This is a genomic window from Cohnella endophytica (genome assembly GCF_003628305.1).
GTDB lineage: Bacteria > Bacillota > Bacilli > Paenibacillales > Paenibacillaceae > Cohnella > Cohnella endophytica.
Genome location: NZ_RBZM01000001.1, coordinates 228,492 through 253,650 on the forward strand (window position 1 = coordinate 228,492; position 25,159 = coordinate 253,650).

General features: G+C 48.8%; 23 protein-coding genes. 19 read left to right on the plus strand and 4 right to left on the minus strand.

Translation table 11 applies throughout. The features are described from left to right. The first annotated feature begins 15 nt into the window (after nucleotides 1–15). A complete protein-coding gene (locus tag D7Z26_RS01175; protein WP_120973969.1) occupies nucleotides 16–1,155 on the plus strand; it encodes a toxic anion resistance protein in 1,140 nt (379 codons plus the stop codon). Nucleotides 1,156–1,348: 193 nt separating this feature from the next. After that, the gene (locus D7Z26_RS01180) at nucleotides 1,349–2,311 is read left to right on the plus strand and encodes an NAD(P)H-dependent glycerol-3-phosphate dehydrogenase (RefSeq protein ID WP_120973971.1); all 963 of its coding nucleotides are present in this window, start codon (nucleotides 1,349–1,351) and stop codon (nucleotides 2,309–2,311) included. Between the two features lie 69 nt (nucleotides 2,312–2,380). Here the strand turns inward: D7Z26_RS01180 and D7Z26_RS01185 are convergent, their stop codons facing one another. Beyond that, a complete protein-coding gene (locus D7Z26_RS01185; RefSeq protein WP_120973973.1) occupies nucleotides 2,381–2,800 on the minus strand; it encodes a LysM peptidoglycan-binding domain-containing protein in 420 nt (139 codons plus the stop codon). A 181-nt stretch (nucleotides 2,801–2,981) separates the two neighbouring features. On the opposite strand from D7Z26_RS01185, the gene D7Z26_RS01190 reads away from it, so the two are divergent. Continuing rightward, on the plus strand, nucleotides 2,982–3,437 hold the full coding sequence (locus D7Z26_RS01190) for a GNAT family N-acetyltransferase (protein WP_120973975.1): 456 nt from the start codon (nucleotides 2,982–2,984) through the stop codon (nucleotides 3,435–3,437). 84 nt (nucleotides 3,438–3,521) lie between these two features. Here D7Z26_RS01190 and D7Z26_RS01195 read toward each other — a convergent pair whose 3' ends face one another. Then, on the minus strand, nucleotides 3,522–4,505 hold the full coding sequence (locus D7Z26_RS01195; protein WP_120973977.1) for a LacI family DNA-binding transcriptional regulator: 984 nt from the start codon (nucleotides 4,503–4,505) through the stop codon (nucleotides 3,522–3,524). Nucleotides 4,506–4,667: 162 nt separating this feature from the next. Between D7Z26_RS01195 and D7Z26_RS01200 the strand changes: the two genes are divergently transcribed. From D7Z26_RS01200 to D7Z26_RS01240, 9 genes are all read left to right on the plus strand, one after another. Beyond that, on the plus strand, nucleotides 4,668–5,438 hold the full coding sequence (locus D7Z26_RS01200) for an SDR family oxidoreductase (RefSeq protein ID WP_233566542.1): 771 nt from the start codon (nucleotides 4,668–4,670) through the stop codon (nucleotides 5,436–5,438). Further along, nucleotides 5,435–6,712: a nickel pincer cofactor-dependent isomerase, group 22 gene (locus D7Z26_RS01205; RefSeq protein ID WP_120973981.1), complete on the plus strand. Its 1,278-nt coding sequence runs from the start codon at nucleotides 5,435–5,437 to the stop codon at nucleotides 6,710–6,712. The genes D7Z26_RS01200 and D7Z26_RS01205 overlap by 4 nt, the downstream gene beginning before the upstream one ends. Further along, entirely contained in the window at nucleotides 6,709–8,229 is a 1,521-nt protein-coding gene (locus tag D7Z26_RS01210) for a gluconokinase (RefSeq protein WP_120973983.1), read from the plus strand. Before D7Z26_RS01205 ends, D7Z26_RS01210 begins: the two co-directional genes overlap by 4 nt. A gap of 19 nt (nucleotides 8,230–8,248) precedes the next feature. Beyond that, nucleotides 8,249–9,064, plus strand: a complete 816-nt coding sequence (gene larE, locus D7Z26_RS01215) for an ATP-dependent sacrificial sulfur transferase LarE (protein ID WP_120973985.1) — start codon at nucleotides 8,249–8,251, stop codon at nucleotides 9,062–9,064. Next, nucleotides 9,061–9,735 (plus strand): nickel pincer cofactor biosynthesis protein LarB, encoded by a 675-nt coding sequence (larB, locus tag D7Z26_RS01220; protein WP_120973987.1) that lies wholly within the window; start codon nucleotides 9,061–9,063, stop codon nucleotides 9,733–9,735. Before larE ends, larB begins: the two co-directional genes overlap by 4 nt. Nucleotide 9,736: 1 nt before the next feature. Continuing rightward, nucleotides 9,737–11,110, plus strand: coding sequence for a nickel pincer cofactor biosynthesis protein LarC (larC, locus tag D7Z26_RS01225; RefSeq protein ID WP_120973988.1), 1,374 nt, complete (start codon nucleotides 9,737–9,739; stop codon nucleotides 11,108–11,110). 138 nt (nucleotides 11,111–11,248) lie between these two features. Continuing rightward, nucleotides 11,249–12,511: a glucuronate isomerase gene (locus D7Z26_RS01230; protein ID WP_120973990.1), complete on the plus strand. Its 1,263-nt coding sequence runs from the start codon at nucleotides 11,249–11,251 to the stop codon at nucleotides 12,509–12,511. A 24-nt stretch (nucleotides 12,512–12,535) separates the two neighbouring features. Beyond that, the gene (locus tag D7Z26_RS01235) at nucleotides 12,536–13,609 is read left to right on the plus strand and encodes a Gfo/Idh/MocA family protein (protein ID WP_120973992.1); all 1,074 of its coding nucleotides are present in this window, start codon (nucleotides 12,536–12,538) and stop codon (nucleotides 13,607–13,609) included. Nucleotides 13,610–13,643: 34 nt separating this feature from the next. Continuing rightward, the gene (locus D7Z26_RS01240; RefSeq protein WP_120973994.1) at nucleotides 13,644–14,063 is read left to right on the plus strand and encodes an HIT family protein; all 420 of its coding nucleotides are present in this window, start codon (nucleotides 13,644–13,646) and stop codon (nucleotides 14,061–14,063) included. Between the two features lie 29 nt (nucleotides 14,064–14,092). Here the strand turns inward: D7Z26_RS01240 and D7Z26_RS01245 are convergent, their stop codons facing one another. Beyond that, nucleotides 14,093–14,599: a GNAT family N-acetyltransferase gene (locus tag D7Z26_RS01245; RefSeq protein WP_120973996.1), complete on the minus strand. Its 507-nt coding sequence runs from the start codon at nucleotides 14,597–14,599 to the stop codon at nucleotides 14,093–14,095. Nucleotides 14,600–14,922: 323 nt separating this feature from the next. Between D7Z26_RS01245 and D7Z26_RS01250 the strand changes: the two genes are divergently transcribed. From D7Z26_RS01250 to D7Z26_RS01260, 3 genes are all read left to right on the plus strand, one after another. Then, nucleotides 14,923–16,083, plus strand: a complete 1,161-nt coding sequence (locus D7Z26_RS01250; protein ID WP_199731633.1) for a Gfo/Idh/MocA family protein — start codon at nucleotides 14,923–14,925, stop codon at nucleotides 16,081–16,083. Between the two features lie 65 nt (nucleotides 16,084–16,148). Next, on the plus strand, nucleotides 16,149–17,153 hold the full coding sequence (locus D7Z26_RS01255; protein WP_120974000.1) for a Gfo/Idh/MocA family protein: 1,005 nt from the start codon (nucleotides 16,149–16,151) through the stop codon (nucleotides 17,151–17,153). Between the two features lie 2 nt (nucleotides 17,154–17,155). After that, nucleotides 17,156–18,019 (plus strand): sugar phosphate isomerase/epimerase family protein, encoded by an 864-nt coding sequence (locus D7Z26_RS01260; RefSeq protein ID WP_120974002.1) that lies wholly within the window; start codon nucleotides 17,156–17,158, stop codon nucleotides 18,017–18,019. A gap of 75 nt (nucleotides 18,020–18,094) precedes the next feature. On the opposite strand, the gene uidA is transcribed toward D7Z26_RS01260, so the two are convergent. Further along, a complete protein-coding gene (uidA, locus tag D7Z26_RS01265; protein ID WP_120974004.1) occupies nucleotides 18,095–19,888 on the minus strand; it encodes a beta-glucuronidase in 1,794 nt (597 codons plus the stop codon). 265 nt (nucleotides 19,889–20,153) lie between these two features. Here uidA and D7Z26_RS01270 point away from each other — a divergent pair, with 265 nt between their 5' ends. The 4 genes from D7Z26_RS01270 to D7Z26_RS01285 all read left to right on the plus strand — a co-directional run bounded on the left by D7Z26_RS01270 (nucleotide 20,154) and on the right by D7Z26_RS01285 (nucleotide 25,077). Further along, on the plus strand, nucleotides 20,154–21,542 hold the full coding sequence (locus D7Z26_RS01270) for an ABC transporter substrate-binding protein (RefSeq protein WP_120974006.1): 1,389 nt from the start codon (nucleotides 20,154–20,156) through the stop codon (nucleotides 21,540–21,542). Nucleotides 21,543–21,781: 239 nt separating this feature from the next. Further along, a complete protein-coding gene (locus D7Z26_RS01275; protein WP_120974008.1) occupies nucleotides 21,782–23,134 on the plus strand; it encodes an ABC transporter substrate-binding protein in 1,353 nt (450 codons plus the stop codon). 192 nt (nucleotides 23,135–23,326) lie between these two features. Next, complete coding sequence (locus D7Z26_RS01280; protein WP_233566543.1) at nucleotides 23,327–24,235, plus strand: carbohydrate ABC transporter permease; 909 nt, start codon at nucleotides 23,327–23,329, stop codon at nucleotides 24,233–24,235. Nucleotides 24,236–24,246: 11 nt separating this feature from the next. Then, nucleotides 24,247–25,077: a carbohydrate ABC transporter permease gene (locus tag D7Z26_RS01285; RefSeq protein ID WP_120974010.1), complete on the plus strand. Its 831-nt coding sequence runs from the start codon at nucleotides 24,247–24,249 to the stop codon at nucleotides 25,075–25,077. The last annotated feature ends 82 nt before the right edge of the window (nucleotides 25,078–25,159 follow it).

Here is a 25,159-nt window from a genome sequence, read left to right on the forward strand (position 1 = left end):
AAGAGGAGGGTTACGATGTCGTTTACGATGGAAGTCGTAAGTCCGGAGAAAATCAAGACGGCGATCGAAGAGCAGGTTAAGCCCGAGCCGGAAGAAGTCAAACAACTCAAAGAATTGGCGGTAAACAATGTGTCCACGATCTTGGATTTAGACATCGAGTCGGTAGAGAAACGAAAAGAGGTTCTGCAATCCATCGATAGCTTCGGCATGAATTCGATGAAGTCGTCCTCGGAAAAAAACTCCCTTCTGCAAGTGTCCGTCGGCAATCTATCCAAGACGGGCGATGAGGGGGGGCAAGTCGCCAAAGGGTTAACCGAGCTGCATGTCCAGTTGAAGGACTTGGACCCGAGCGCGGTGGATTTTGCCAAAAGCGGTTTTCTAGGCAAGTTCTTTAATCCTTTGCGCAGTTATTTTGCCAAGTATCAGAAAGCCGATGCCGTTATATCGGATATCATCGTTTCTCTGGACAAAGGGAAAACCGTATTAAAAAACGACAATACGACCTTGGAGTTCGAACAACAAGCGCTTAGGGAGCTTACTAAAAGACTGCAAAAGGAAATCCAGCTTGGGACGTTGATGGACGAAGAGATCGAGTCGCAGATCGAAGCGGCGAAAGCGCGCGGCGAATCCGAAGATAAGGTTCGGTTCATTACGGAAGAAGTGCTGTTCCCTCTGCGCCAAAGAGTGATGGATTTGCAACAAATGATGGTCGTGAACCAGCAAGGAATCATGGCGATCGAAGTGGTTATCCGTAACAACAAAGAGCTGATCAGAGGGGTGGACAGAGCGAGGAACGTTACGGTCTCGGCCCTCAGAATCTCGGTTACGGTGGCTAGCGCGCTCTATAATCAAAGGATCGTCTTAAAGAAAATCGAGCTTCTCAATCAGACGACGGACAGTCTAATTAGCGGCACCTCGAGAATGTTAAAGGATCAGGGCGCGGCGATTCATAAGCAATCCCTTGAAGCGAGCATTTCGGTAGATACGTTGAAACAGGCATTCACGGACGTGTTATCGGCTTTGGATTCCATAAGCACTTATAAGCAGGAAGCTCTTCCTAAGATGCGCGAGACCATTAATCAATTCAGGGAGCTGGCCGATAACGGTGAGCAACAGATTCAGCGTTTGGAGAAGGGGCATAAATTAGGGCTATAAGGATGACTAGGCGGAGGAGGATCCCGAGGGGGTCTTCCTTTTTTACATATCAGGCGGGTTGTTCGTGTAGTACGCTGATAGCATGCTAGAGAGTGAATGGTAAGCAAATTTGTCCATGTTTAAAATCTAAGTATAATAGGGGGAGAAGGTCGGACGAAAAACGACAGGTAAACATGCAAAGGAGCGCTACTTGGTGAAAGTAACAGTGTTAGGCTGCGGAAGATGGGGCTCTTTTTTGTCCTGGTATGCGGATAAAATCGGGCACGAAGTCGTTCTATGGGGAAGAGAAGGGTCAAAAAGCTATGCGGGATTAGAGGATCGTCGAGCTAACGAATATTTAACTCTGTCTCCTAACATACATATAACGAATAGACTCGAGGAAGCCATCATTTCAGCCCAAGTCGTTCTCGTCGCAATTAGCGCTCAAGAACTAAGAGGTTTCGCGAAGCAACTTAATGCGTTGGAAATCGAAGGTAAAACCTTTGTTCTATGTATGAAAGGACTTGAAATGGAGTCCGGAAAAAGGCTATCGCAAGTGATGAAGGAAGAAATACGCTCGAAAGTAGACGTAGCCATATGGGTCGGCCCAGGGCACGTTCAGGAATTCACGAAAGATATTCCCAATTGCATGGTTATCGATTCGGATCATATCGACGTCACTAAGAGGATCGTCGATAGCTTCGGAAGCGAGACGATCAGATTTTATTACGGGCAAGATTTAATAGGCAACGAGATGGGAGCAGCGGCGAAAAACGTCATCGGAATCGCGGCAGGCATGTTGGATGGATTAGGATATACAAGCTTGAAGGGGGCGTTAATGGCCAGAGGGACGAAGGAGGTTTCGAGATTGATTAAAGCCATGGGCGGGCACGAAATAACCGCTTACGGTCTAGGGCATCTCGGCGATTACGAAGCAACGGTGTTTTCCGCCCATAGTAACAATCGGCGTTTCGGAGAAGCTTTCGTAAGGAAGGAATCTTTCGGAAAGCTGGCCGAAGGAGTAGCTACAGCGAAAGCCTTATTGCGATTATCCGCCGAATATCGCGTGGAGCTTCCGATCTGCCAAGCGGTCGATTCCGTCATCGACGGCGGCAACGACCCGAAGGAGCAATTATTGAGGTTATTCATGAGACCCGTGAAATTCGAAAGTCATTAATCCGAACGCGCGACGATCTTTCCCAAGTCATTGACAGGGATAAGATCGCCGCATGGTCAAATTCGAGGTTTACGATTTTTTCCCTTGTTGCATCATCGGTTGAACTTGCTGCCCGGAAGTCGGCATTTCCGTATACGTTTTCTGACACATCATATTAGATATGCGGGGAATGTAAATCATTTCGCCTACATTCAGCTGGTTCGGGTTCGCGATGTGCGGATTAGCCTCCTCAAGTATGGGATGAGGGATATTATATTTGTGACCTACCGCCGCTAACGTGTCTCCGCGTTGAACTTGGTGCTGCGCGAATAACATGTCGTCCGATTTGCCGTCTCTGAAGAAGGGGAAAAAGAACGGGGAGAAGAAGAAAAACGGGAACAAGGTACGGTTCGGAAAAAAAGGATGGGAAAAGGGCCGAAAGAACGGGCGACCAAAACCGCCACCGAATCCGCCACCAAAACCGCCGCCTGGAAAAAATCCGCGATCCATAGCATAACCTCCGCATGAAATAGTCATTTGTCTATACAGGGTATCGTTATTGGATCGATAGGTTACAAAAGCAGCTAAAAATGGGCGCTTGTTCAGGTAATCGAATTATGGAATGCGGTTGAACGAGACCTCGATAAATCATATATTTGATCAATAGATTAGAGCCTACGGAGTGGTTATATTGGAAATTAGATTAGACGATCTAACCGGGCCCGAAATCGCCCGATTACTGGAAGAACATCTTCTGGGAATGGCGGAGCATTCTCCGCCGGAAAGTATTCATGCCCTGGATCTCGAGGGTTTGAGAAAGCCGGAAATCACGTTCTGGAGCGTATGGGAACGCGATGAATTATTAGGCTGCGGAGCGTTAAAAGAACTGGATAGTCGACATGCGGAGCTCAAGTCCATGCGAACTTCTTCAGCGCATCTAAGAAAGGGCGTTGCGAAGCGACTCCTCGAGCACATCGTTGGAGAAGCCAAGAAGCGCGGCTTCGTTCGCATTAGTCTGGAAACGGGCTCGATGGAGGCTTTCGAGCCGGCCATGAGACTCTATGCAAGCTTTGGATTCCGAGAATGCAAACCGTTCGCGGATTACATAGAGGACCCTTACAGCGTATTTATGACGAAAGAATTATAAGTGTATTTCTATCGGCGCCCTGCGCCACAATAATAAAAGGTGAGTTAGCGTTGCGGATGCGCGACGCTAACTCACCTTTTTATTTTACAAAGCGCTACTAGAAGAACGTACGACAAGCTCGGGCTCCAAGTGGACTGTCTTCAGTTTGTCCGGCTCTCCGATAAGTTCGAGAAGCGTCTTGGCAATGACGGATGTAATCTTGGAGATCGCTACGCCGACTACCGTCATCGGAACATCAAGATCCTCCATCTGGGGAAGGTTATCATAGCTGACAACGGACATATCTCTCGGAACTCTAAGACCTCGTTCGGCAATCGCCCGCAGGATTCCGCTCGTCAGATCGATCCCGCCGCTAATTACGGCAGTCGGTTTATTCTGAAGTTCTAGCATTGTTTTAGCTGCCAAATAACCGTCATGAAAGGCGAGACCCTTCATTTTAAGAATAGAATCATCGGCGAAGGGAAGACCAAGACGAATGACCTCGTCTCGGAAGGATTCAATTTTAACGGCTTGCAGGGGATCATGCGTTTCAGGTTCGCCTATGAAGGCGATATTACGATGACCAAGCTCGGCTAAATGGCGTACCGCCAGACGAATCGCTTGCCCCCGGTTAACGTCGACTGCCGAGAAAGGAGTATAATTGGCTGCCCCGTACGTAAGTATCGGAATCGGCGACGGTTGAAAGGAGGGAGAATTAGCATCCTTGTCCTTGTCTCCGAAGACGAGAATGGCGTCAACTTGGAATCTGCGGAACGTGTCGATCGCCGAATCTATTCCGCTCATCGAAAGCAGCATCGTATACCCGTCTTTTTCCAGCTCGCCGTTAAGGTTAGTAATGAGCGAAGAAAGGGCTGCCCGTTCGATCGAAGGCCACACTACGCCGATTACGCCGCTTTTCCTGGAGACGAGGCTCCGAGCGGCGAAATTGGGCTGATAGCCCATTTCTTTGGCGATCGCGAGAATATGCTGCTTCGTTCCGGTCTTGACGAGAGGGCTGTCTAGCAGCGCTTTGGATACAGTGGAAAAGCTGACTCCCGCCCGCTGTGCGATATCTTTAATCGTTACCATGAATTCCCTCCGAAAGAAACGCTCCTGCGTATAGGGTCTGTCGTACTTATCATCATAATGCGCTTACATGAACTTGAAAAGCCTCTTTTATTTCGTCTGGACAGTTCAATTATATTCGGATATGATGAAAATTACAACGTTGTTAATTATTCATTAGGGGGCTTGTTTCTATTGTTTAACCTACAAAGCACGGTATCCGTCGTAATCGGAGGCAATGGAGTATTGGGTAGCGCTATGGCATCCGCGCTTGCCGAAGCAGGATCAAAGGTCGCTATTGTCGGACGGGACATGGAAAAGGCAAAAGCGGTTTGCGAGCAGATCGAACAGGCCGGAGGCTCTGCCTTATCCATTAAAGCGGATGCTACCCGAAAAGACGAACTTGAAGCCGTATTAGCCCGCGTATTGGAATGGGGCGGACGCGTTGACACTTTAGTGAATGCTTCGGGGACGAACAGCGCGACGCCGTTCTTCGATATCGATATGGACGAATGGGACCGAATCATGGACGTTAACCTCAAGAGCGTAGTGCTGGCGAGTCAAATATTCGGCAAAAAAATGATCGAACAAGGCCAAGGCGGCTCAATTATTAATATTTCTTCGGTATCGTCCGAACCTCCGCTTTCTCGCGTATTCACTTATTCGGTCTCGAAAGCGGGCGTTAATAGCGTGACCAAATTCCTCGCTCGCGAGTTCGCTCCCAATAAAATAAGAGTAAACGCGATTATTCCCGGTTTCTTCCCGGCCGAACAGAATCGGGCGATCCTGTCGCCGGATCGAGTGGAATCGATTATGAAGCATACTCCGATGAACCGTTTCGGCGAGCCCGAAGAGTTGAAGGGAACCGTTGTTTACTTAGCTTCGGCCAAAGCGTCCTCGTTCGTTACCGGAGCGTTAATGCGGGTTGACGGCGGATTCGGAGCGATGACGATATGAGCGAAATTCTTAGGAAGTTAGTCGAGAACACGCCGATTCCGAGAATGGTTAAGATCAGGCAGTCGTTTGACGCTACGAAATTAGATGATCCTATCGGCGAGCTGATCCAACAACTGCGAACTTCGGATTCGGTGGCCCGGATCGCAGCCGGACAGAAGGTTGCGGTCGCGGTAGGCAGCAGGGGGATTTCCCGGATTGACGAGCTGACTAAAGCGCTTATCGATGAAATCAAGAGAAAAGGCGCCGATCCCTTCATCGTACCCTGCATGGGTAGCCATGGAGGAGCAACGGACAAGGGGCAAACCGAGGTGCTTGCCCACTTGGGCATCGACGAAGAACGGATGGGCTGCCCGATCCGTTCCTCTATGGAGGTTGTCGAGCTGGACCGATTGCCTAACGGCTTGCCGGTTTATTGCGATCGGATTGCGGCTACAGAAGCCGACGTCATCGTCGTCCTCAATCGGATTAAGCCGCACACGGCATTCCGGGGACCGATCGAGAGCGGACTGCTCAAGATGATTGCCATCGGATTAGGCAAGCAGAAGGGCGCGGAAGCTTGCCATCAATTGGGCTTCAAATATATGGCCGAGAATGTCCCCGCTATGGCCAAGGTGATGATCGATAAGCTGCCGATTTTGTTCGGCGTAGCGATCGTAGAAAATGCCTACGACCAAATATGCCGTGTAGAGGTTCTCGGAACGGATATTATGGAGGAACGGGAGAAAGAGCTACTTGTAGAAGCGAAGAGCCGGCTTCCGCAAATTTTGTTCCCAGAGTTCGACGTGCTCGTTATCGATTATATCGGCAAGAACATAAGCGGAGACGGGGCGGACCCGAATATTACGGGAAGGTATCCGACCCCTTATGCGCATGGAGGGCCCGACGTAAACAAAATGGTCGTTCTGGATCTCACTCCCGAATCCAAAGGCAATGCGAACGGGGTGGGTACTGCGGATTTCACGACGAGCAGGTTGGTCTCCAAGGCGGACTGGCCGGGCACTTACGCGAATGGACTCACGTCGACAGTTTGTGCGCCTACGAAGCAGGCGACCACGTTGGAGAATGACCGCGATGCCATAAAAGCGGCGATTAAGACCTGCAACATTCTCGATTACACGAAGTGCAAGCTTGTCCATATTCGCGACACCCTCCATCTTGGGACCATCGAAATTTCCGAAACCTTGCTTGAGGAAGCTTTGCGCAACCCGCGGATCGAGGTTGTGGAAGGACCCTATGAGTGGACATTCGATGAGGAAGGATTTCTACCCAAATGAGCATCGATAAAAGACTCGTGCTAGCCATCGATATCGGCACGACAAGCACCAAGACCTTAGCGGTCGACCAGGAAGGGAAGTTGCTCGGTAGCCACTCGATTGGTTACCCGCTGCACACGCCAAGTCCCGGTTACGCGGAGCAGGATCCCGATGTCATCTACGAGGCCGTATTAGATTGCGTAGAGCACGTTATGAAGCAGGGCGGCTGGACGGCGGACGAAATCTTGTGCGTCACCTTTAGCTCCGCGAACCACAGCTTGATCCTAATCGATCAAGAAGGTCGACCGCTTACTCCAAGCATTACTTGGGCGGATCAGCGTAGCGCGGCTCAAGCCGAGAGAATGAACGGCGATGGGACGGGGTTGGCAGTCTACAAGCGGACCGGAACCCCGATTCATCCGATGTCGCCGCTCGTCAAGCTGATTTGGATGAGGGAAGAACGTCCGGAGCTATTCTATTCCGCTCATCATTACATTGGCATTAAGGAATATGTCCTTTATCAATTGTTCGGTACGATGGTAATGGATTATTCGATCGCAAGCGCTACGGGATTATTTAATCTGGAAGAGTTGGCATGGGATAAGGAAGCCTTGCTGCTCGCCGGTATACGCGAGGAGCAATTGCCTCGTCTCGTTGCGACTACTGAAGTTTTACGCGGGCTCAAAAAGGACGCGGCATTGCGCATGGGTCTTTCGGATGAAACTCCGTTCGTAGTAGGCGCACAGGACGGCGTGCTTGCCAATCTCGGAATAGGCGCGGTGGAAGACGGAGTGGTGGCAGTGACGATCGGAACGAGCGGCGCGGTACGGGCCACCGTGAACCGTCCGACGTTCGATCCGGAAGGAAGAATGTTTTGTTATGCTTTAACCGAAGATCATTGGATCGTCGGGGGGCCATCCAACAACGGAGCCATCGTGGCTCAATGGATTTCGGATCGCCTATTTCCCGGACGCGATTTGGAAGAGGTGCTTCCATTAGCGGCAGATATACCGCCTGGGGCGAACGGCTTGCTTTTTATGCCTTTGTTATCCGGAGAACGCGCTCCTTTCTGGGATGCGCAGGCTAAAGGAGTCATGTTCGGACTGACGCTTGCGCACACCGAGAAACACATGCTCCGAGCCGCAATGGAAGGAGTACTGTTTCAAATTACAGCTATTGCTTCCTTAATGGAGCAAGCTGGAGACAAACCGAAAGAAGTTCGAGCATCCGGCGGTTTCGCACGATCCTCCTTATGGTGTCAAATCTTGGCCGATATGCTGGGGGTTCCCGTTCGCGTTCCCGATCTGGTAGAAAGCTCCGGACTCGGAGCAGCGCAATTAGGTCTCTATGCGATGGACGGATGTAGCGGCGCGTTGTTAAGATGGAAAGACATGGAGGGCAGCCTGTACGAACCGGTTGCAGCAAACCATAAAGTGTATCAAGACCTTCTGCCGCTCTATCTAAGTTTGTATGACCGGTTGAAGGAGCCCATGCATGAGATGACGAGATTACAGCTTCATTCGAATGGCCTGTCTTAATTGAAGGGGGATTTACACCATGCATGATAAATACAACAAGTTGCAATCGATTCTCTCCGATATGGGATCCGTTGTCGTGGCGTTCTCCGGGGGCGTCGACAGCACTTTCCTTTTAGATACGGCACTGAAGACGCTAGGGAGCGAGCGAGTCTTGGCCGTTACGGCCGACTCCGAGACGTACCCGACGGAAGAACTTGAGGAAGCTACCCGTCTTGCGCGTATGCTCGGAGCCGCACATGTCGTTATCGAGACGTCGGAGCTTAATATACCGGGTTATAAAGAGAACAACGGAAACCGTTGCTACTTCTGCAAACAAAGCTTATTCGAGCATTTGGAACCATTCGTTGAGGATGGAGCTTATAAACATATTATTTACGGACTTATTGCGGACGACATGAACGAGCATCGCCCTGGGGTGCGAGCCGCGAAGGAACGCGGGGTGAGAGGTCCCCTTCAGGAAGCCGGGCTATATAAAGAAGAAATCCGCGATCTATCGCGAGAACATGGACTTCCCACATGGAACAAGCCGTCATTCGCTTGTTTATCCTCCCGTATCGCATACGGAGAGACGATTACCATCGAGAAACTCGGCCGCGTCGGCGAATCCGAACGTTATATTCGTTCGCTCGGATTCGGCCAAGTCCGGGTACGCAGTCATGGCGATATCGCACGAATCGAAGTGGAACCCGACGCGATGGATAAGCTCATCGTCCATGCTTCGGCGATCTCGAATAAGCTTAAGGAATTGGGCTTTATTTACGTGGCCATGGATCTTACGGGCTACCGCAGCGGCAGCATGAACCAGGTACTTAGCCGGGGAGGCGCGTTAGCGTGAACGGATTCGAGGATCATGGATTTGTTAAGCTGGACGTTGGCCGCGAGGAAAGGACCGGACACCCCGAAGTCGTATTCGGTCTTGGGAAAACGGTGGATCAAGTAGAAACGATATTTGCCAGGCTCGTGGAGGTTCATGGAAGGGCGTTAGTCACCAGGGCAACATCCGAGATGGCCGAGCGAGTGAAGGCTAAACATCCGGATGCCGAATATGATGGACAGTCTAGGCTTATCCGATTCGGTAAGCCCTTTCGCAAACTTCCAGGTAAGGTAGCCGTTCTGACCGGAGGTACCTCCGATATTCCGGTAGCCGAAGAAGCCGCGGGAACGGCAGAGTGGATGGGCTGCGAGGTCGATCGTATCTATGATGTGGGCGTTGCCGGCATCGACCGTCTTCTGACGCATAAGGATCGAATTCGGGAAGCCTCTGTCGTCATTGGAGTGGCCGGAATGGAAGGCGCGCTGGTTAGCGTTGTTGGCGGACTCGTTCGCCGACCGGTGATCGCCGTACCGACGTCGGTGGGATACGGAGCGAATCTTCAAGGCATAACGACGTTGCTGGCCATGATGACCTCATGCGCTGCAGGCGTTACGGTAGTGAATATCGATAATGGCTTCGGTGCGGGATATCAAGCGGCCATGATTTTACAATTGGTAGCGGAGGCCGACTAACATGAGAACACTTTACTTGGATTGCGTATCCGGCATCGCCGGAGATATGGCTTTATCCGCATTGGTTGATCTAGGCGCGGATCCTGACTACGTCATCCGGCATCTTAGACAATTGCCGATCGATCCTTTCCGGATGGAATTCGAAAAGGTTGATCGACGAGGGATTACGGCAAAGTGGCTGAAGTTAAGCTTTGATCAAGCGAATCACGAGCACGAGCACGAGCACGACCATCACCATCATCACGATCACGACCATCACCACCATCATGAGCACGACCATCACCACCATCATGAGCACGACCATCACCACCATCATGAGCACGACCATCACCACCATCACGAGCACGACCATCACCACAATCATGAGCATGACCACCACCATCATCACGACCATGACCATCACCATCACCATCCTCACGAGCATAGAAAAGCTTCGGACATCCTTCGGATGATCGAAAGCTCTAGTCTCCCTGAAAGGGTTAAGGCGAGGAGTCTATCGATCTTTAGATTGATCGCCGAAGCGGAAGGCAAGATTCATGGGATGGATCCGGCCGATGTTCACTTTCACGAGGTAGGGGCTATGGATTCCATAGTGGACGTTATTGGTGTTTGTCTAGCGCTAGAAAGCTTAGATATCGGCGAAATCATTGTTTCGCCCGTGCCTACCGGAACCGGAAGACTCCGGATGGCTCATGGCTTATACCCGATACCGGCGCCTGCGACCGCTGAACTCCTCCGTGGGGTGCCGTTATCCTCCTTTACCGCGCAAGGAGAACTGACTACGCCGACGGGAGCGGGAATCGTGAAGGCGCTCGCGTCCGGCTTCGGTCCTCTGCCCGCCGGAACCATTGATCTGATCGGATATGGAGCAGGCACGAAAAATTTCGAGCATCCTAACGTCTTAAGAGCCGTTTTGTACCAAGAGGAACGTTCTGCGGCTACGGAAGAGACGATCGTCGTACTTGAAGCCCAGGTGGACGATACGACGGGCGAGACGCTTGGTTATGCGATGGAACGACTATTCGAGGCCGGCGCTCTTGATGTTTATTACACGCCCGTGTATATGAAGAAAAATCGTCCCGGCGTTCTGATCAGCGTCTTATGTCATCCAGCAAATTGTGATCGATGCATGGAGACGCTGTTAACGGAAACCTCTACCTTCGGAGTACGCAAAAGTAATTGGCAAAGAAAAGCGCTTGAACGTCGATGGATTCAGATAGAAACTCCATACGGACCCCTTCGGGTAAAACAAGCAATGGATGGAGAGAGACTGATTCGCCAAGCGCCGGAATACGAGGATGCGGCACAAGCCGCCCGTTCGTTCGGGGTACCCCTAGAGGAAGTCTATCGCGCGGTGCACAAAAAGTTAAACTAGCGGGAATGTTCGTGTTCAAGGTATGCCGCCTATCTATTCAGCTTTATTCCGGGAGTGCGATTTTAACCGGAAAGAGCTTTTTTTAACCCGCTATAACAACGTTGTTAACTTATTCGACTAAACAAGGAGTAGATCAATTTGAGCCAACAACAAAAGATCGAAGATCTAGCATTGCTTCGTAGCACCGTCGAACGGTTAGCAAGCAGCCTGCCTGTTACGGATATGCATACACATTTATACGCGCCCGAATTCGGCGAACTGCTACTATGGGGAATCGATGAATTACTTACTTACCATTATTTGATATCGGAGTCTTTCCGATGGTCGGAAGAGGATTATAGTCATTTCTGGTCGATGTCCAAACGCGAGCAAGCGGATTGGATATGGAAAAAGCTCTTTATCGACCATTCTCCAGTAAGCGAGGCGGCTACCGGGTTTATCACGATCCTCCAAAGCCTTGGTCTGGACGTTACCTCGCGTAATCTGGATGACTATCGTCGGGAGCTGGAGAAACGTACGGCGAACGAACAAGTGGACGACGTCATGAAGCTCGCGGGCGTCGACAAAATCGTCATGACGAACGACCCGTTCGACCCGATTGAACGCCCGGTCTGGCTGTCCGGCGGCGGAAAGACGGATCCTCGGTTCTATGCCGCGCTTCGGGTGGATGCCTTGCTGAATGACTGGCCGAATGCGGTTAAGGAACTTCAAAACCTTGGTTATGAAGTACAAGCGGAGTGGACGGAACGGACAAAAGCCGAGACTCGAAGATTTCTGTCGGAATGGATCGTTCGAATGGACGCGCTCTACCTTGCCGTCTCGATGCCTGGCGACTTTAGATATCCAGCGGAGGATCATCGCAGCAAGATGATCGACGAAGTTATGGTTCCGGTATGCCAAGAGAGGAATATTCCGTTCGCGCTAATGATCGGCGTACGCCGGAGAGTTAACCCTTCGCTTAAGCTCGCGGGCGATATGAGCATGTTATCCGACGTGTCGGCAGTCGAAGCTTTATGCCGCCGTTATCCGGATCAGAAGTTTTTAATCACGATGCTCGCAAGAGAGAATCAGCATGAATTGACGGTGCTTGCGCGCAAATTCCGCAATTTGATGATTTTCGGCTGCTGGTGGTTCCTTCACATCGAATCCATGGTCGAGGAGATGACGAAGTTCCGGGTGGAGCTGTTAGGAACATCAATGATCCCTCAGCATTCCGATTGTCGCGTCTTCGAACAATTGATCTACAAATGGGGACATTCCAGAAGAATTATCGGGAACGTACTTGCGGACAAATATGAGAAGCTACACCTGAGCGGCTGGCGCTTAACGGAAGAGGAAATCAAGCGGGATATTGACGATCTGTTTAATCGGAATTTCTGGCGTTTTCTGGGGAAGGCTTAACTACCATTTAAGGGGATCGAGACCATGCAAAAAAAAGACGGAATGAATTATGCACCGCAAGGTAAGCCGAATCTCGTCGTGAAGCCCGGAGAGTTCGTCTTCGCCGTGATCGCGCTGGATCATGGCCACATTTATGGCATGAGTAACGGTTTAATAGAAGCGGGAGCCGAATTAAAGTGGGTGTATGATCCGGATTCCGAAAAAGTGAAAGCGTTTTGCGATAAATATCCGCAAGTCAAGGCCGCATCCTCGGAGGAGGAAATTCTCAACGATCCCGAGGTACGCTTGATCGCCGCAGCGGCCATACCGTCTGAACGGGCTGCGCTCGGGATGCGGGCGATGGATCACGGCAAGGACTATTTCACGGATAAAACCCCTTTTACGACACTGGAGCAATTGGCTGCCGCCAAAGAAAAAGCGGCTGCGACCGGCCAAAAATATTACGTCTATTTCAGCGAGCGTTTGCACGTGGAAAGCGCCGTGTTCGCGGGGCAATTGATTCAAGAGGGCGCGATCGGCCGCGTCGTACAGGTCATCGGTTTGGGTCCGCACAGATTAAACGCTCCATCGCGCCCCGATTGGTTTTTCCGATTCGAGAAGTACGGCGGAATTCTATGCGATATCGGAAGCCATCAGATCGAGCAATTTTTATATTACGCGGGCTGTAAGGACGCGACCGTGGCCAGCAGCAAAGTAGCGAACTATCATGCCAAGGAATACCCGGAGCTTGAAGACTTCGGGGATGCGACCCTGATCGGGGACAATGGCGCGACTTTTTATTTCCGGGTCGACTGGTTAACGCCGAACGGGCTCGGCACTTGGGGGGATGGACGCACGATCATTCTAGGTACGGACGGGTATATCGAAATAAGAAAATATATCGACGTCGCGCGCGATCCGCAAGGCGATCAACTCTATTTGGTCAATCACGAAGGAGAACGTCGTTATGCGTTAAACGGTCAAGTCGGGTTTCCGTTCTTCGGACAATTCATTTTGGATTGCTTGAACCGAACCGAGCTTGCGATGACGCAGGAGCATGTATTCAAGGCGGCGGAGTTATGTCTTACGGCTCAGCAACAAGCGGTTCGCGTGGAGTAGCGGTTTCGACTAACGATGATAAGGGGGTTGCCCGATGAATCCGGAGTGCATGTATTGTACGAGCGATGGCCGGTTGGAGAAGATCATGATCGAGATCGGCAAGCTTCGAGTTTCCACGGTATTTTTATTCCGGGAACAGACCTATAAGGGAAGATGCGTCGTGGCGCTGAACGAGCATCACAGGGAGTTGTTTCAGCTGTCCCAAGAAATGCAAGACGCATATATGAGAGACGTTGCTCAAACTGCGCGGGCGGTTGAGCAAGCCTTCTCCGCGGACAAAATCAACTACGGGGCGTTCGGGGATACGATGCCTCATGTCCATTTCCACATCGTACCTAAATATAAAGACGGACCGGCTTGGGGTAAAATGTTCGAGATGAATCCGTCCGAGAATAAGCAGCTTACGGACGAAGAATACCAAGAGATAATCGGAAAAATAAAGGATTGTTTGTAAGATTCAAGAAGGCATCATGTGCGCACATTCTAAAAAAGTCCCGTTTTGGGGCTTTTTCTTTTTGGATATAGCTTCAGGATATATTCTTCAACTTCCTCAGCTCGTGAATTGGAGTACCCCTTGTCTTCCCCTTTAATCTCAAAGCCACACTTTTCTAATACGCGAATGGAAGCAATGTTATCCTTCGCCGCACGAGCATAAAGGGGGCGAAAGGTTATACAATCCAGAAATTGAGAGAGTGCTTCAGTCGCGACACCTTTCCCCCAGTATTCCCGTCCGATCCAGTAGCTGACTTCCCGTTCACCGAACTGTTCAAAGCTAGAGACATGTCCAGCCACACTTCCACTATAAATTACTGTCTTTTTTATAATCGTCTCATTGTTTAAAATCTTCTCCCAATGTGCCTTAAAAGCGACCTTATCCGACGGGTCCTTAGCAGTAAAGGCAGCCATAAAATTGGCAGTCGTGTCCATCTGCTGATCAAAAAAAATCGACAGGTCATCATCGATTACGTCACGCAACATCACGATTTCCATTTTACACCTCATTATAGGTAAAAATTTTTTCTGCATATTTGAAGTGATAAACCCTTTTGTCCAACAATAGAACTAATGTTCGTATTTGTCAAATATCAACAATACAATTTAACCTAGCCTTCTTTTAAATACGAGGATTTTTAGGATTCTTTTAATATCCGGTTTTTTTGTTCCAAGAGAAAGATTATTTCGCTTTTTGCAAAGATAGTTGAGTGTATTCGGAGAGTCATCCGACTTAAAATAAAGGCATATTTCCGTAATCTTAGGAACAACGAGTCAATGGTGCATGCAATAAAATAGGAATCAGAAAGCAGGGGATTATTATGAAAGCCGTAAAATTAGGGATTATTGGTTTAGGAGCGGAAGGCGGAATGTACGCTGGGTTCCTGGCGGAAGGTAAAGTGAATAACATGGTCATCGGAGCAATCTGCGATATCGACCCTGCCAAAAAGGCAGCGGCGGCCGAGAAATATCCGAATGTGCCTTTCTATGACAACTATTTGGACATGCTGGAGAGCGGTAAGGTCGATGCTATCGTTACTTGCGTTCCTCATTACCTCCATCCGGAGATGGGAATTGCGGCATTGGAGAGAAACATCCACGCGTTGGTAGAAAAACCGGCCGGCGTATATACGAAACAGGTCCAACAATTAAACGATTATGCGGCATCCAAACCGGAGTTGACCTTTGCGATTTTCTTTAATCAGAGAACCAATCCGCTCTACCAGAAGCTCAAAGAGTTGATCGATAATGGCGAGATTGGAGAGATTCGCCGCACGAACTGGATGATTACGACGTGGTGGAGACCGCAAGGCTATTACGATCAAAGCGCGTGGAGAGCAACTTGGGGCGGCGAAGGCGGAGGCGTACTCGTTAACCAAGCTCCGCATCAGCTTGATTTGCTTCAGTGGATTTGCGGTATGCCGAGCAAAGTGTACTCCAACGTGAAATACGGCTACCAAAGGAATATCGCCGTTGAAGACGAAGTATCCGCTGTATTCGACTACGAGAATGGCGCGACTGGCGTATTCATTACTTGCACCCATGACGTTCTGGGTACGGACCGTTTCGAGATTCTTGGCGAGAAGGGTAAGATCGTCGTCGATGACAGCAAGAAAATCACGATCAAACGACTTGTTAAGCCCGAGTCCGAAATGAACGCGACAATGAGCATGAACGATGTCATGAAAATATTCATGGGCCAAAGCGATTCCAACATCTACAGCGAAGAAGTGCTGGAGTTCGAAAACGTATGGGGTGCTCAGCATATGACCGTGTTGGAAAACTTCGCAGCTAATATCGTGGACGGCACGCCGTTAATCGCTCCCGGCAGCGACGGAATACATGGCGTTAGACTTGCCAATGCAATCCATCTGTCGAGTTTCCTAGGTAAAAAAGTAGAGATTCCTTTCGATGAAGAGCTGTATTTGGTTGAATTAAACAAAAAAATTAAAGAAGAGAACAAGTATCCAACACGTTCTTAAATATCAAAAATGAAACTAACTCATAACGCTTAGGTTATGAGTTAGTTTCCCAAATGGAGGATTTAATGATAAAGACAGCCGTTATCGGTCTTGGGGATATTTCTCATATTCATATTCCCGCCATTCAAGCTAATCCCTATGCCCGCCTGGTCGCGGTCTGCGATATCGATGAATCCTTAAGCAATGCCGTGCCCGGCGTGAATTTCTATACCGATCTTCATGCGATGCTGGAGCAAGAGGATTTGGATTGCGTGCATATTTGTCTGCCGCATTATCTTCACGTTCCCGTGGCGCAAGCCTGCGTAGCGAAAGGCGTCCATGTGTTCCTCGAAAAACCCGTGGCCTTAAACACCGAGGAAGCTTTAACCCTAGCTAAGCTAGAGCAAGACCATCCGGAGGTTAAAATATGCGTATGCTTTCAGAATCGGTTCAACGAAACCTTCGAAAAGCTACGGGAAATCGTCGATAGCGGCCAATATGGCGAAGTTAAAGGCTTGAAGGGATTAGTGGCCTGGCATCGGCCCAAATCTTATTACGAAGCGAAGCCATGGCGAGGCAAGATGGAGCTTGCGGGCGGCGGGGTCATGATTAACCAAGCCGTCCACACTTTGGATTTAATGCAGCTTCTCGGCGGACGAATCGAATCCATAAGAGGTACGATCGATCAACTATTAGATTATGGCATCGAAGTCGAGGACACCGCAACCGCGCGTATCATGTTCGAGAACGGCGCAACGGGGTTATATTATGCAACGATAGCGAATCCGGACAATTCCAGCGTGGAGTTGGAGGTCATGTTAGAGAAAGCGAAATTCATCATCAAAGACAGTATTCTAACTTTTCTTAACGAACATGGCGAGAGAGAAACGCTCATTGAAGACACGAAGTTGCCGGGCACCAAGTTCTATTACGGGGCAAGTCACCTCAAGCTCATTCATCAATTCTATAGTTGCATCGAGGCGGACACGCATAATTACGTACATGTGAAGGACGCGCTAACATCCGTAAAGATGATCGATGCCATTCGTGAATCATCCGCAACTAAACTTACGATCCGTGGAGGTTTCTAAATATGAAAAAAGGTAAAATCGGCGTGCAAATGATGATGCTAAAAGGTAAAGTGGATGAAATCGGCGTCTACGAAACGATGAGAAAGCTGACCGAGCTGGGCTATTATTGCGTAGAGGTTTCGCAGATTCCAATGACGCCCGAGAACGTCGCCGAACTAAGAAGGGCGAGCTTGGATTTCCATATCAAGATTGCCTCGCTTTCCGCAGCAGTAGAACCGATGATGCCGGGCATGCCCGGAGAGACACTTGCTGCCGATTTCGACAAAATCGTAAACGACTGCAAAACATTGGATTGCAACTATTTACGCATTGGCATGCTTCCGTTCACGTCGATCGGACATAAAGACAAAATCATGGAATTCGTGCAAAAAGCGGATTTCTACGCGGAGAAACTAGCGGCGCACGGCATTGAGCTGTATTATCATAACCACCATATCGAGTTCCAGAAATACGATGGAGAATACTTATTGGATATTATCAAGAACAATACTTCTCATATAGGCTTCGAGTTCGACGTTCACTGGATTCAACGAGGCGGGGAAAATCCGGTAGAGTTTATTAGGAAATATGCGGGCCGTATCGCGTTATTGCACATTAAGGATTACCGTATCGGCCAGATCGACTTGAATGCCCTTGCCGGCGGTTTCGATATGGATAAATTTTTTCAAGCGTTCAACAATACGGTACAATTCGCGGAAGTCGGCGAAGGCAACCTGGATATAAAAAGCATCATGGAAGCCGGGCTCGAGAGCGGTTCAAAGTATTTCTTAGTAGAGCAAGACGACGTGTACGGGCGTGATCCGTTCGATTGCTTACGAACTTCCGGCGACAACCTGAGAAAATTAGGCTTTGCGGATTGGTTTTAAGTAAAGACGAAATATATTAAAAACTTCCACCCAAAAACTAACCCCCGTTTCCTAAGCGAGACGGGGGTTGGGTTTTTACTTTTTATAGAAATAATTTTCGATTTTTTGATATCTTTCGCGAAGCATATGAGCGGCTTTCTTAGGTCTTCGATCGCGGGTAAACACGCCTTTCTTGTTGCCATCCACCCGCATAATCCCTTGTTTGGTGGCGAAGTCCGCAAAGTTCCATACGTGCTCGCCGATGACGAAATCAAGCTCGTCAAATACGCGATGATAGGCCGCCAAATAGTCGCATTGGTATTCTTCCGTCCACATGGCAGGCACCGTGGAAGAAATGCCGTGCATCGTATCCGCGCCGAATTCAGTCAAGATGACCGGTTTGCGCGAGGTTTCCCACCATTCCAGCATTTCTTTCCTGAGCTCTTGTCCCGCCGTTTCCAAATCGCCTCCATGGACATACCAACCATAGTAACGATTATGGCAGAGAACATCGCTTAAAGTATGAAGCTTGCAGATCTTCGGAGTTGCCGCCATGAAACTGACGATCGTAAGCGGACGAGTAGGGTCAAGCTCGCGTGTCAGGTCAACTAAAGGTTTGAAATACTCGTATGCGCCTTCTTCCTCGCCGGCAGGTTCGTTGGCGACGACCCACATCACGACGCAGGCATGGTTTTTGTCGCGTCGGATTAATTCCTTAATCGCTTCTTTATGGGCTTCTTGGCACTGAACGGTCTGCCAGGTGTTGCGCTTATGGGGAGACATGAACCCGCCTAGAGTCAAATGGAGACCTACGGCGGCGACTTCATCAATGACCACGATCCCTTCGCGGTCGGCAAGCCGCATGATTTCCTCCGAGTAGGGATAATGGGATGTTCGGAAGGAGTTCGCTCCGATCCACTTCATTAAGCTGAAATCCTTCGCGTTTAAGGCTTCATCCAATCCCTTGCCGTGGAATTCGGCGTCTTCATGTTTGCCAAAGCCTTTGAAATAGAAGGGTTTACCGTTAATAAGAAATTGATTTCCTTCGACCTTTACGGTCCGTATGCCGAAGCTCTCGTCATAAGTGTCCACGATTTTGCCTTCCGAGTCCTGAACATTGACCCGTAACGTATACAAATAAGCAGCGCCGGGCTCCCATAGCTCAGGCTGCTCGATCGAAATAACGCCGTTCAGGCCGGAAGCTACCCCGACTATGTTCTCGTCCTCGTCCAGGATGAACACCTGGATATTCGGACTATCTTCAACTTCTACCTCGTAGTTCACAAGACCGGTTTGATCCGATAGATCAGTTCGAATCGTTATGTCCTTAACGAATTGTTTGGCCGTGGCATAGATTTTAACGGGTCTGTGAATGCCGCTGTAATTAAAGAAGTCATGAAAGTAACTTTGCTTCTTGATGGGTTCGCCTGCTAAGTTCGTCCGAATCTCGACTTCGCCAATCGGAATCGTAGTCAAATCCAATTCGTTATTAACGCGTACTGTAAGCCTGTTCTTACGGTCAAATTGTACATAGGATGCGATGTCCTCTTCGAAAGGCGTATACCCTCCGCGGTGTTCCATGACTTCTTGTCCGTTAACCCATACTTTGCCGTAATGCGTAACGCTGCCGAACCGAAGAACGATTCGTTTGCCGATCCAAGCTTCGGGCACGTAGAAGTCTCTTTCGTACCAGACGTTTCCGACATGCTCCTTAACTTTCAAGTCCTCCACGAGATCATTGTAGCTCGCCGGAACAGGCATGGGGATCGTATCCTGCAGCTTACCGGAGAACCAATCGTTCTGGGAATGAGAAGGCTCCTCGACCTTAAAGTTCCACATGCCATTAAGCTCGATAACTTCTCTTTTGGTATTGTTTTGCGGGTATAACATATGGATCGCTCCTTTTCGTCCCGATTATTTTAACCCTAACGGTTTCAATATAAGGGAATGCTCGATAAGGGACATTAAAGGATTTTTGCATATCGGACAAATTTTTATCCGGAGAAAAATAATTTCGGAAAATGCAAAAATAGTTGGGTTACCTGAGAAGGGGAAATGATGTAATTTCAAAATGCAGCCAGTTGAAACCGCTTCCAAGAGATTTTGAAACAGGAAATCGCATTAAAAATTCTGTTACAAAAAGGGGACTGATTCAATGTTTAAGTATTCGATCCGAATGGCAGTGGCAATTTCATTAATCGCGGTAATGCTCGTAGGTTGCGGCTCCAAAGCCTCAAACAAATCGTCCGATGCTTCCGCAAGCCAATCGGCAAGCAGTCAAGAAAGCAACTCGGCTCCGGTTTCAGCAGACAAAAAAGAAATGGTTACGTTGAAGTTTTTCCATTGGTATAACGACGATCAGGACAAGTGGAACGACGTTTACAAGGCTTTCCAAGAAAAGTATCCGTATATCAAAGTCGAATCGGTAACCGCCGGAGATAACAATTCGCAGGAATACTTGAAGAAGCTTGATCTTGCCGCGGCATCCGGAGATCAGATCGATCTCATGATGTTCTCGGCGCCTCAGTACTATGCTCAACGCGCGGCGATCAACATGCTTGAACCGCTTGACGATTACATTGCGAAAGACGGCTATAAAGTGGCCGACGATTATTATTCGGATCCTGCCATTAACGGCAAGACATACGGGCTTCCCGCCAAGAAAGTTTCTTTCTTTGTCTTGCTGAACAAGAATCACTTGGATGAAGCGGGCCTAACGGTTCCGAAGGAATGGACTTGGGACGAATACCTCGAATATGCGAAGAAGCTAACAAAAGGCGAGGGCACGAACAAAAGATACGGAACTTATTTCCACTCGTGGAGTAACTATACGCAACTTGCCCAAGGCTTTCAGATGGACGATTACTACCTCCTGAAACCGGACGGTAAAACGCTGAACGTTGAAACGCCGCTCATGAAAAAATCGTTGGAGATTCGTCATCAAGCGGAATTCGTAGACAAATCCGCAACGCCTTTCTCCGAAATCGTCAGCCAGAAACTGAATTATCGGCCTCAGTATTTCAGCGAAAAAGCGAGTATGATTGTTACAGGCGATTTCCTGATCCCGGAAACCGGAGGAACGGATAAAGTTCCCGCTAACTTCAAAACCGCCTTTGCTCCGCTTCCGACAGTGAATAAGGGCGATCCTCAGACCACGACTAACGCCAGCGACCTGTTGTCCGTCTACTCGAAATCGAAGCATAAAGAAGAAGCCTACCTTTTTGCCCGCTGGTACACGACGGAAGGCATTCAATTGCAAGGAAAGTATATTCCGTCGTACAAAAAAGCGGATATCGCCAAAGTCATCGACAACCAGTTGGCTTCCGCCAAAACTCCGGAAATGGTAGATAAGGAATCGCTATTGTACGTTATGCAAAACCAAATTCCGCAAAACTTCGTCGTTCCGGTGTCTTATTACGATCAAGCCGATCAGGCATTCCTGAAAGAGATGGACTTGTTCCTATTGGGCAAAGAAGACGTGGACACGGCATTGAAAAACGCGGCGGCGAAAATCCAAGAAGTCGTAAACAGCAACAGTAAATAATAAGGCTACAATAAATGAGCATCTATTCTAAAATAGAATGGATGCTCATTTTTTTTGTTCTCTTAAGCAAAATAGCAGGGACGGAGAAAAAATATTTCGGGAACCGCCAAAATTGTTCGGTGTAGCCGAATGTGCTATGGTGTAGTATTCATTTTGTTACTCGCCGAATCCGTTTTCAGTATCTCTTGAAGACAGAAGAAGTGCTAACTAACAGCAATTATAAGAGGGGGACTGATTCTATGTTAAAGCATTCGTTCCGAATGGCAGTGGCAATTTCTCTGATCGCAGTATCGCTCGTTGGTTGCGGATCCAAAACTTCCGACAATGCAACAGGCAGCTCCAACCCGACATCGTCCGATAAGAAGGAGCAGGTAACCCTAAAGTTCTTTCATTGGTACAACGATGATCAAGACAAATGGAACGACGTATACAAAGCTTTCCAAGACAAGTATCCGAACATTAAGATCGAATCGGTTACTGCCGGCGATAACAATTCGCAAGAATACTTGAAGAAGCTCGATCTTGCCGCAGCTTCCGGCGATCAGATCGATCTCATGATGTTCTCTGCCCCTCAATACTATGCTCAGCGGGCCGCGATCAATATGCTGGAGCCGCTTGACGAGTATATTGCGAAAGACGGCTATAAAGTGGCGGACGAGTATTATTCCGATCCCGTCATTAACGGCAAGACTTATGCACTTCCCGCCAAGAAATCCACTTTCTTCGTCATGCTGAACAAGAACCATCTGGATGAAGCCGGCTTAACCGTTCCGAAGGATTGGACTTGGGATGAATATCTCGATTATGCGAAGAAACTGACTAAAAGCGATGGCGCGAATAAGAGATACGGGACATATTTCCATACTTGGAGCAATTACTCCTCCCTAGCACAATTAGCTCAGATGGATGATTACTTCCTCTTGAAGTCCGACGGCAAGACGCTGAACGTTGAAACCCCGCTCATGAAAAAATCGTTGGAGATTCGTCATCAAGCAGAATTCGTGGACAAATCGGCTACGCCTTTTGCGGAGGTTATTAGCCAAAAGCTGAATTATCGCCCTCAGTATTTCAGCGAAAAAGCCAGCATGATCGTTACGGGCGATTATATGATCCCGGAAGCCGGCGGTACGGATAAAGTGCCTGCTACCTTCACGACCGTCTTCGCGCCTTACCCGAAAGTGAATAAGGAAGATCCGATGTCCACGCTTAACAATGCGGATCTGATGTCCGTATACTCGAAGTCGAAACATAAGGAAGAAGCTTACCAGTTTATTCGCTGGTACACGACGGAAGGCATTCAACTGCAAGGAAAGTATATTCCATCATATAAAAAAGCGGATATCGCAACGGTAATCGACAACCAATTGGCAACCGCCAAAAACCCGGAAATGGTCGACAAAGAATCGTTGATGTATGTCATGCAAAACCAAATTCCGCAAAACTTTAGCGTTCCTCCATCTTATTACGATCAAGCCGACCAGGAATTCACGAAAGAAATGGATTTATTTTTGCTCGGCAAGGAAGATGCGGACACGGCTCTGAAAAATGCGGCAGCCAAGATTCAAAAAATCGTAGACAGCAACGGCAAATAATAAAGAGAGGACGCCGAAGGCGTTTTTGCTTACCGACAACGGTTTCTCCAATGTGCGAATTTGGGGGAGATCGTTGTCTTTTTTTATTTATTTTAAAGCGGCAAAATATTTTTCAATCAGAAAAATTACTTAAATGTTTTTCGTGCAGGGCCTTCCTATAATGAAAATATAAAACAACAAGAGGTGGTCGAAGTGAGTCAAGCGGTGGAAAAACGCACGCGAAAACAATCTTATTACGATGCTTGGGCCGGATATCTATTTACCGCTCCGATGGTGATCTTGACGCTGGTGCTTACGGCCATTCCGATCGTTCTATCCGGTATCGTCAGCTTTACGGATTGGAATTTCATCGCGGGTCTGAATACGATTCGTTTCGTCGGATTCGACAATTACGCGAACCTGTTCCGGGATGACGATTTTCTTCATTCGATGAGAAACAATTTTACGTTGCTTGCCATTGTCCCTGTATCGATGTTTATTTCATTGGTATTGGCGGCAATTATTAATAAAGCCGCGTACTTTAAGTCTTTTTTCAAAGTCATCTATTTTATGCCGTTCATCTCCAGCTTCGTGGCTGTGGCCATTCTATGGCGGGTGTTGTTCCATCCGAGCAGCGGTCCGATTAACGGGTTCTTAATGTCCATCGGGATCGAACATCCGCCCATGTGGCTGGCAGACCCGTCTTACTCGCTAATATCCGTCATGATCATTATGCTCTGGGCCAACTTGGGATTCGATATGATCATTTACATGGCAGGCTTGCAGAACATCCCTAACGATTTGTATGAAGCGGCCGATATCGATGGCGCGTCATCGATCAGGAAATTTTTCTCCGTTACGCTTCCGTTGCTTTCGCCTACGACATTTTTCCTGCTCATTACCGGAATCGTCGGCTCGTTCAGGGCGTTCGACCTAATCATGGTTCTGACGGGGGGAGGACCTGCGGGGTCTACGGACGTTATGGTGTTTGAATTATATCAAAACGCATTCGTTAATCTTAAATCCGGTTACGCCTCCGCAATAGGCATAATGCTACTATTCATCATTCTCGCCATCACGCTTATTCAATGGGTCGGCCAGAAGAAATGGGTTAACTACTAAGGGGTGTGCATATGAAAACAATTCGATTGGACCGCGTATTGATTACGATCGTTATGGGAGCCGTAGGTATCCTGTTCGTCATGCCTTTCCTATGGATGATCTCGGCTTCGTTAAAACCAGAATTGGACGTGCTGGCCTATCCCATTCAATGGATTCCGAAAACCTGGCATGCGGTCGAGAACTATAAGGAGGTCTGGGCAGGGGAAGTTACTTTCTCGCTTTATTACTGGAACACGATCGTCGTTACCGTCCTGACGACGGCGTTATCCTTGCTGCTTTCTTGTATGGCGGCTTACGGCTTCGCCAAGGTGAAATTCAAAGGACGCGAAGTTCTTTTCTTGCTCGTGCTAACGACCTTCATGATTCCGACTCAGGCTACGTTAGTGCCGCAATTCATCATCATGCGCTGGATGCAGTTATTCGACACCCATCTCAGCTTGATCTTGCTCGGTTCTTCAGGCGTAATCGGGACGTTCTTGCTTAGACAGTTCTTCATGGGAATTAACAACGAAGTACTCGAGTCGGCAAGAATAGACGGGGCAAACCATTGGACGACCTTCTCCCGGATTGCGACGCCGTTAGTAGCGCCGGGACTGGCAACCGCAATGATCTTAAGGTTCGTATTCACTTGGAACGATTACCAGAACCCGTTGATATTTCTCCGTTCCGATCGTTTGTTTACGCTCCAGCTCGGGATGAAAAAGTTCGCGGATTTTAACGGTGAATTTTATTCGCTGATCATGGCTGCATCCGTGTCCGCCATTTTGCCGCTGCTCATTATCTTTATTTTCGGTCAGAAATATGTGATCGAAGGTGTTGCTTCCGGAAGTGTCAAAGGCTAAAGTTACAGAAGTAACTCAGTAGATACGACAATCGCTGCCGCGGTTGTCGTATTCCTCCTTAATTCGGCCCGAAGGAGCAGCG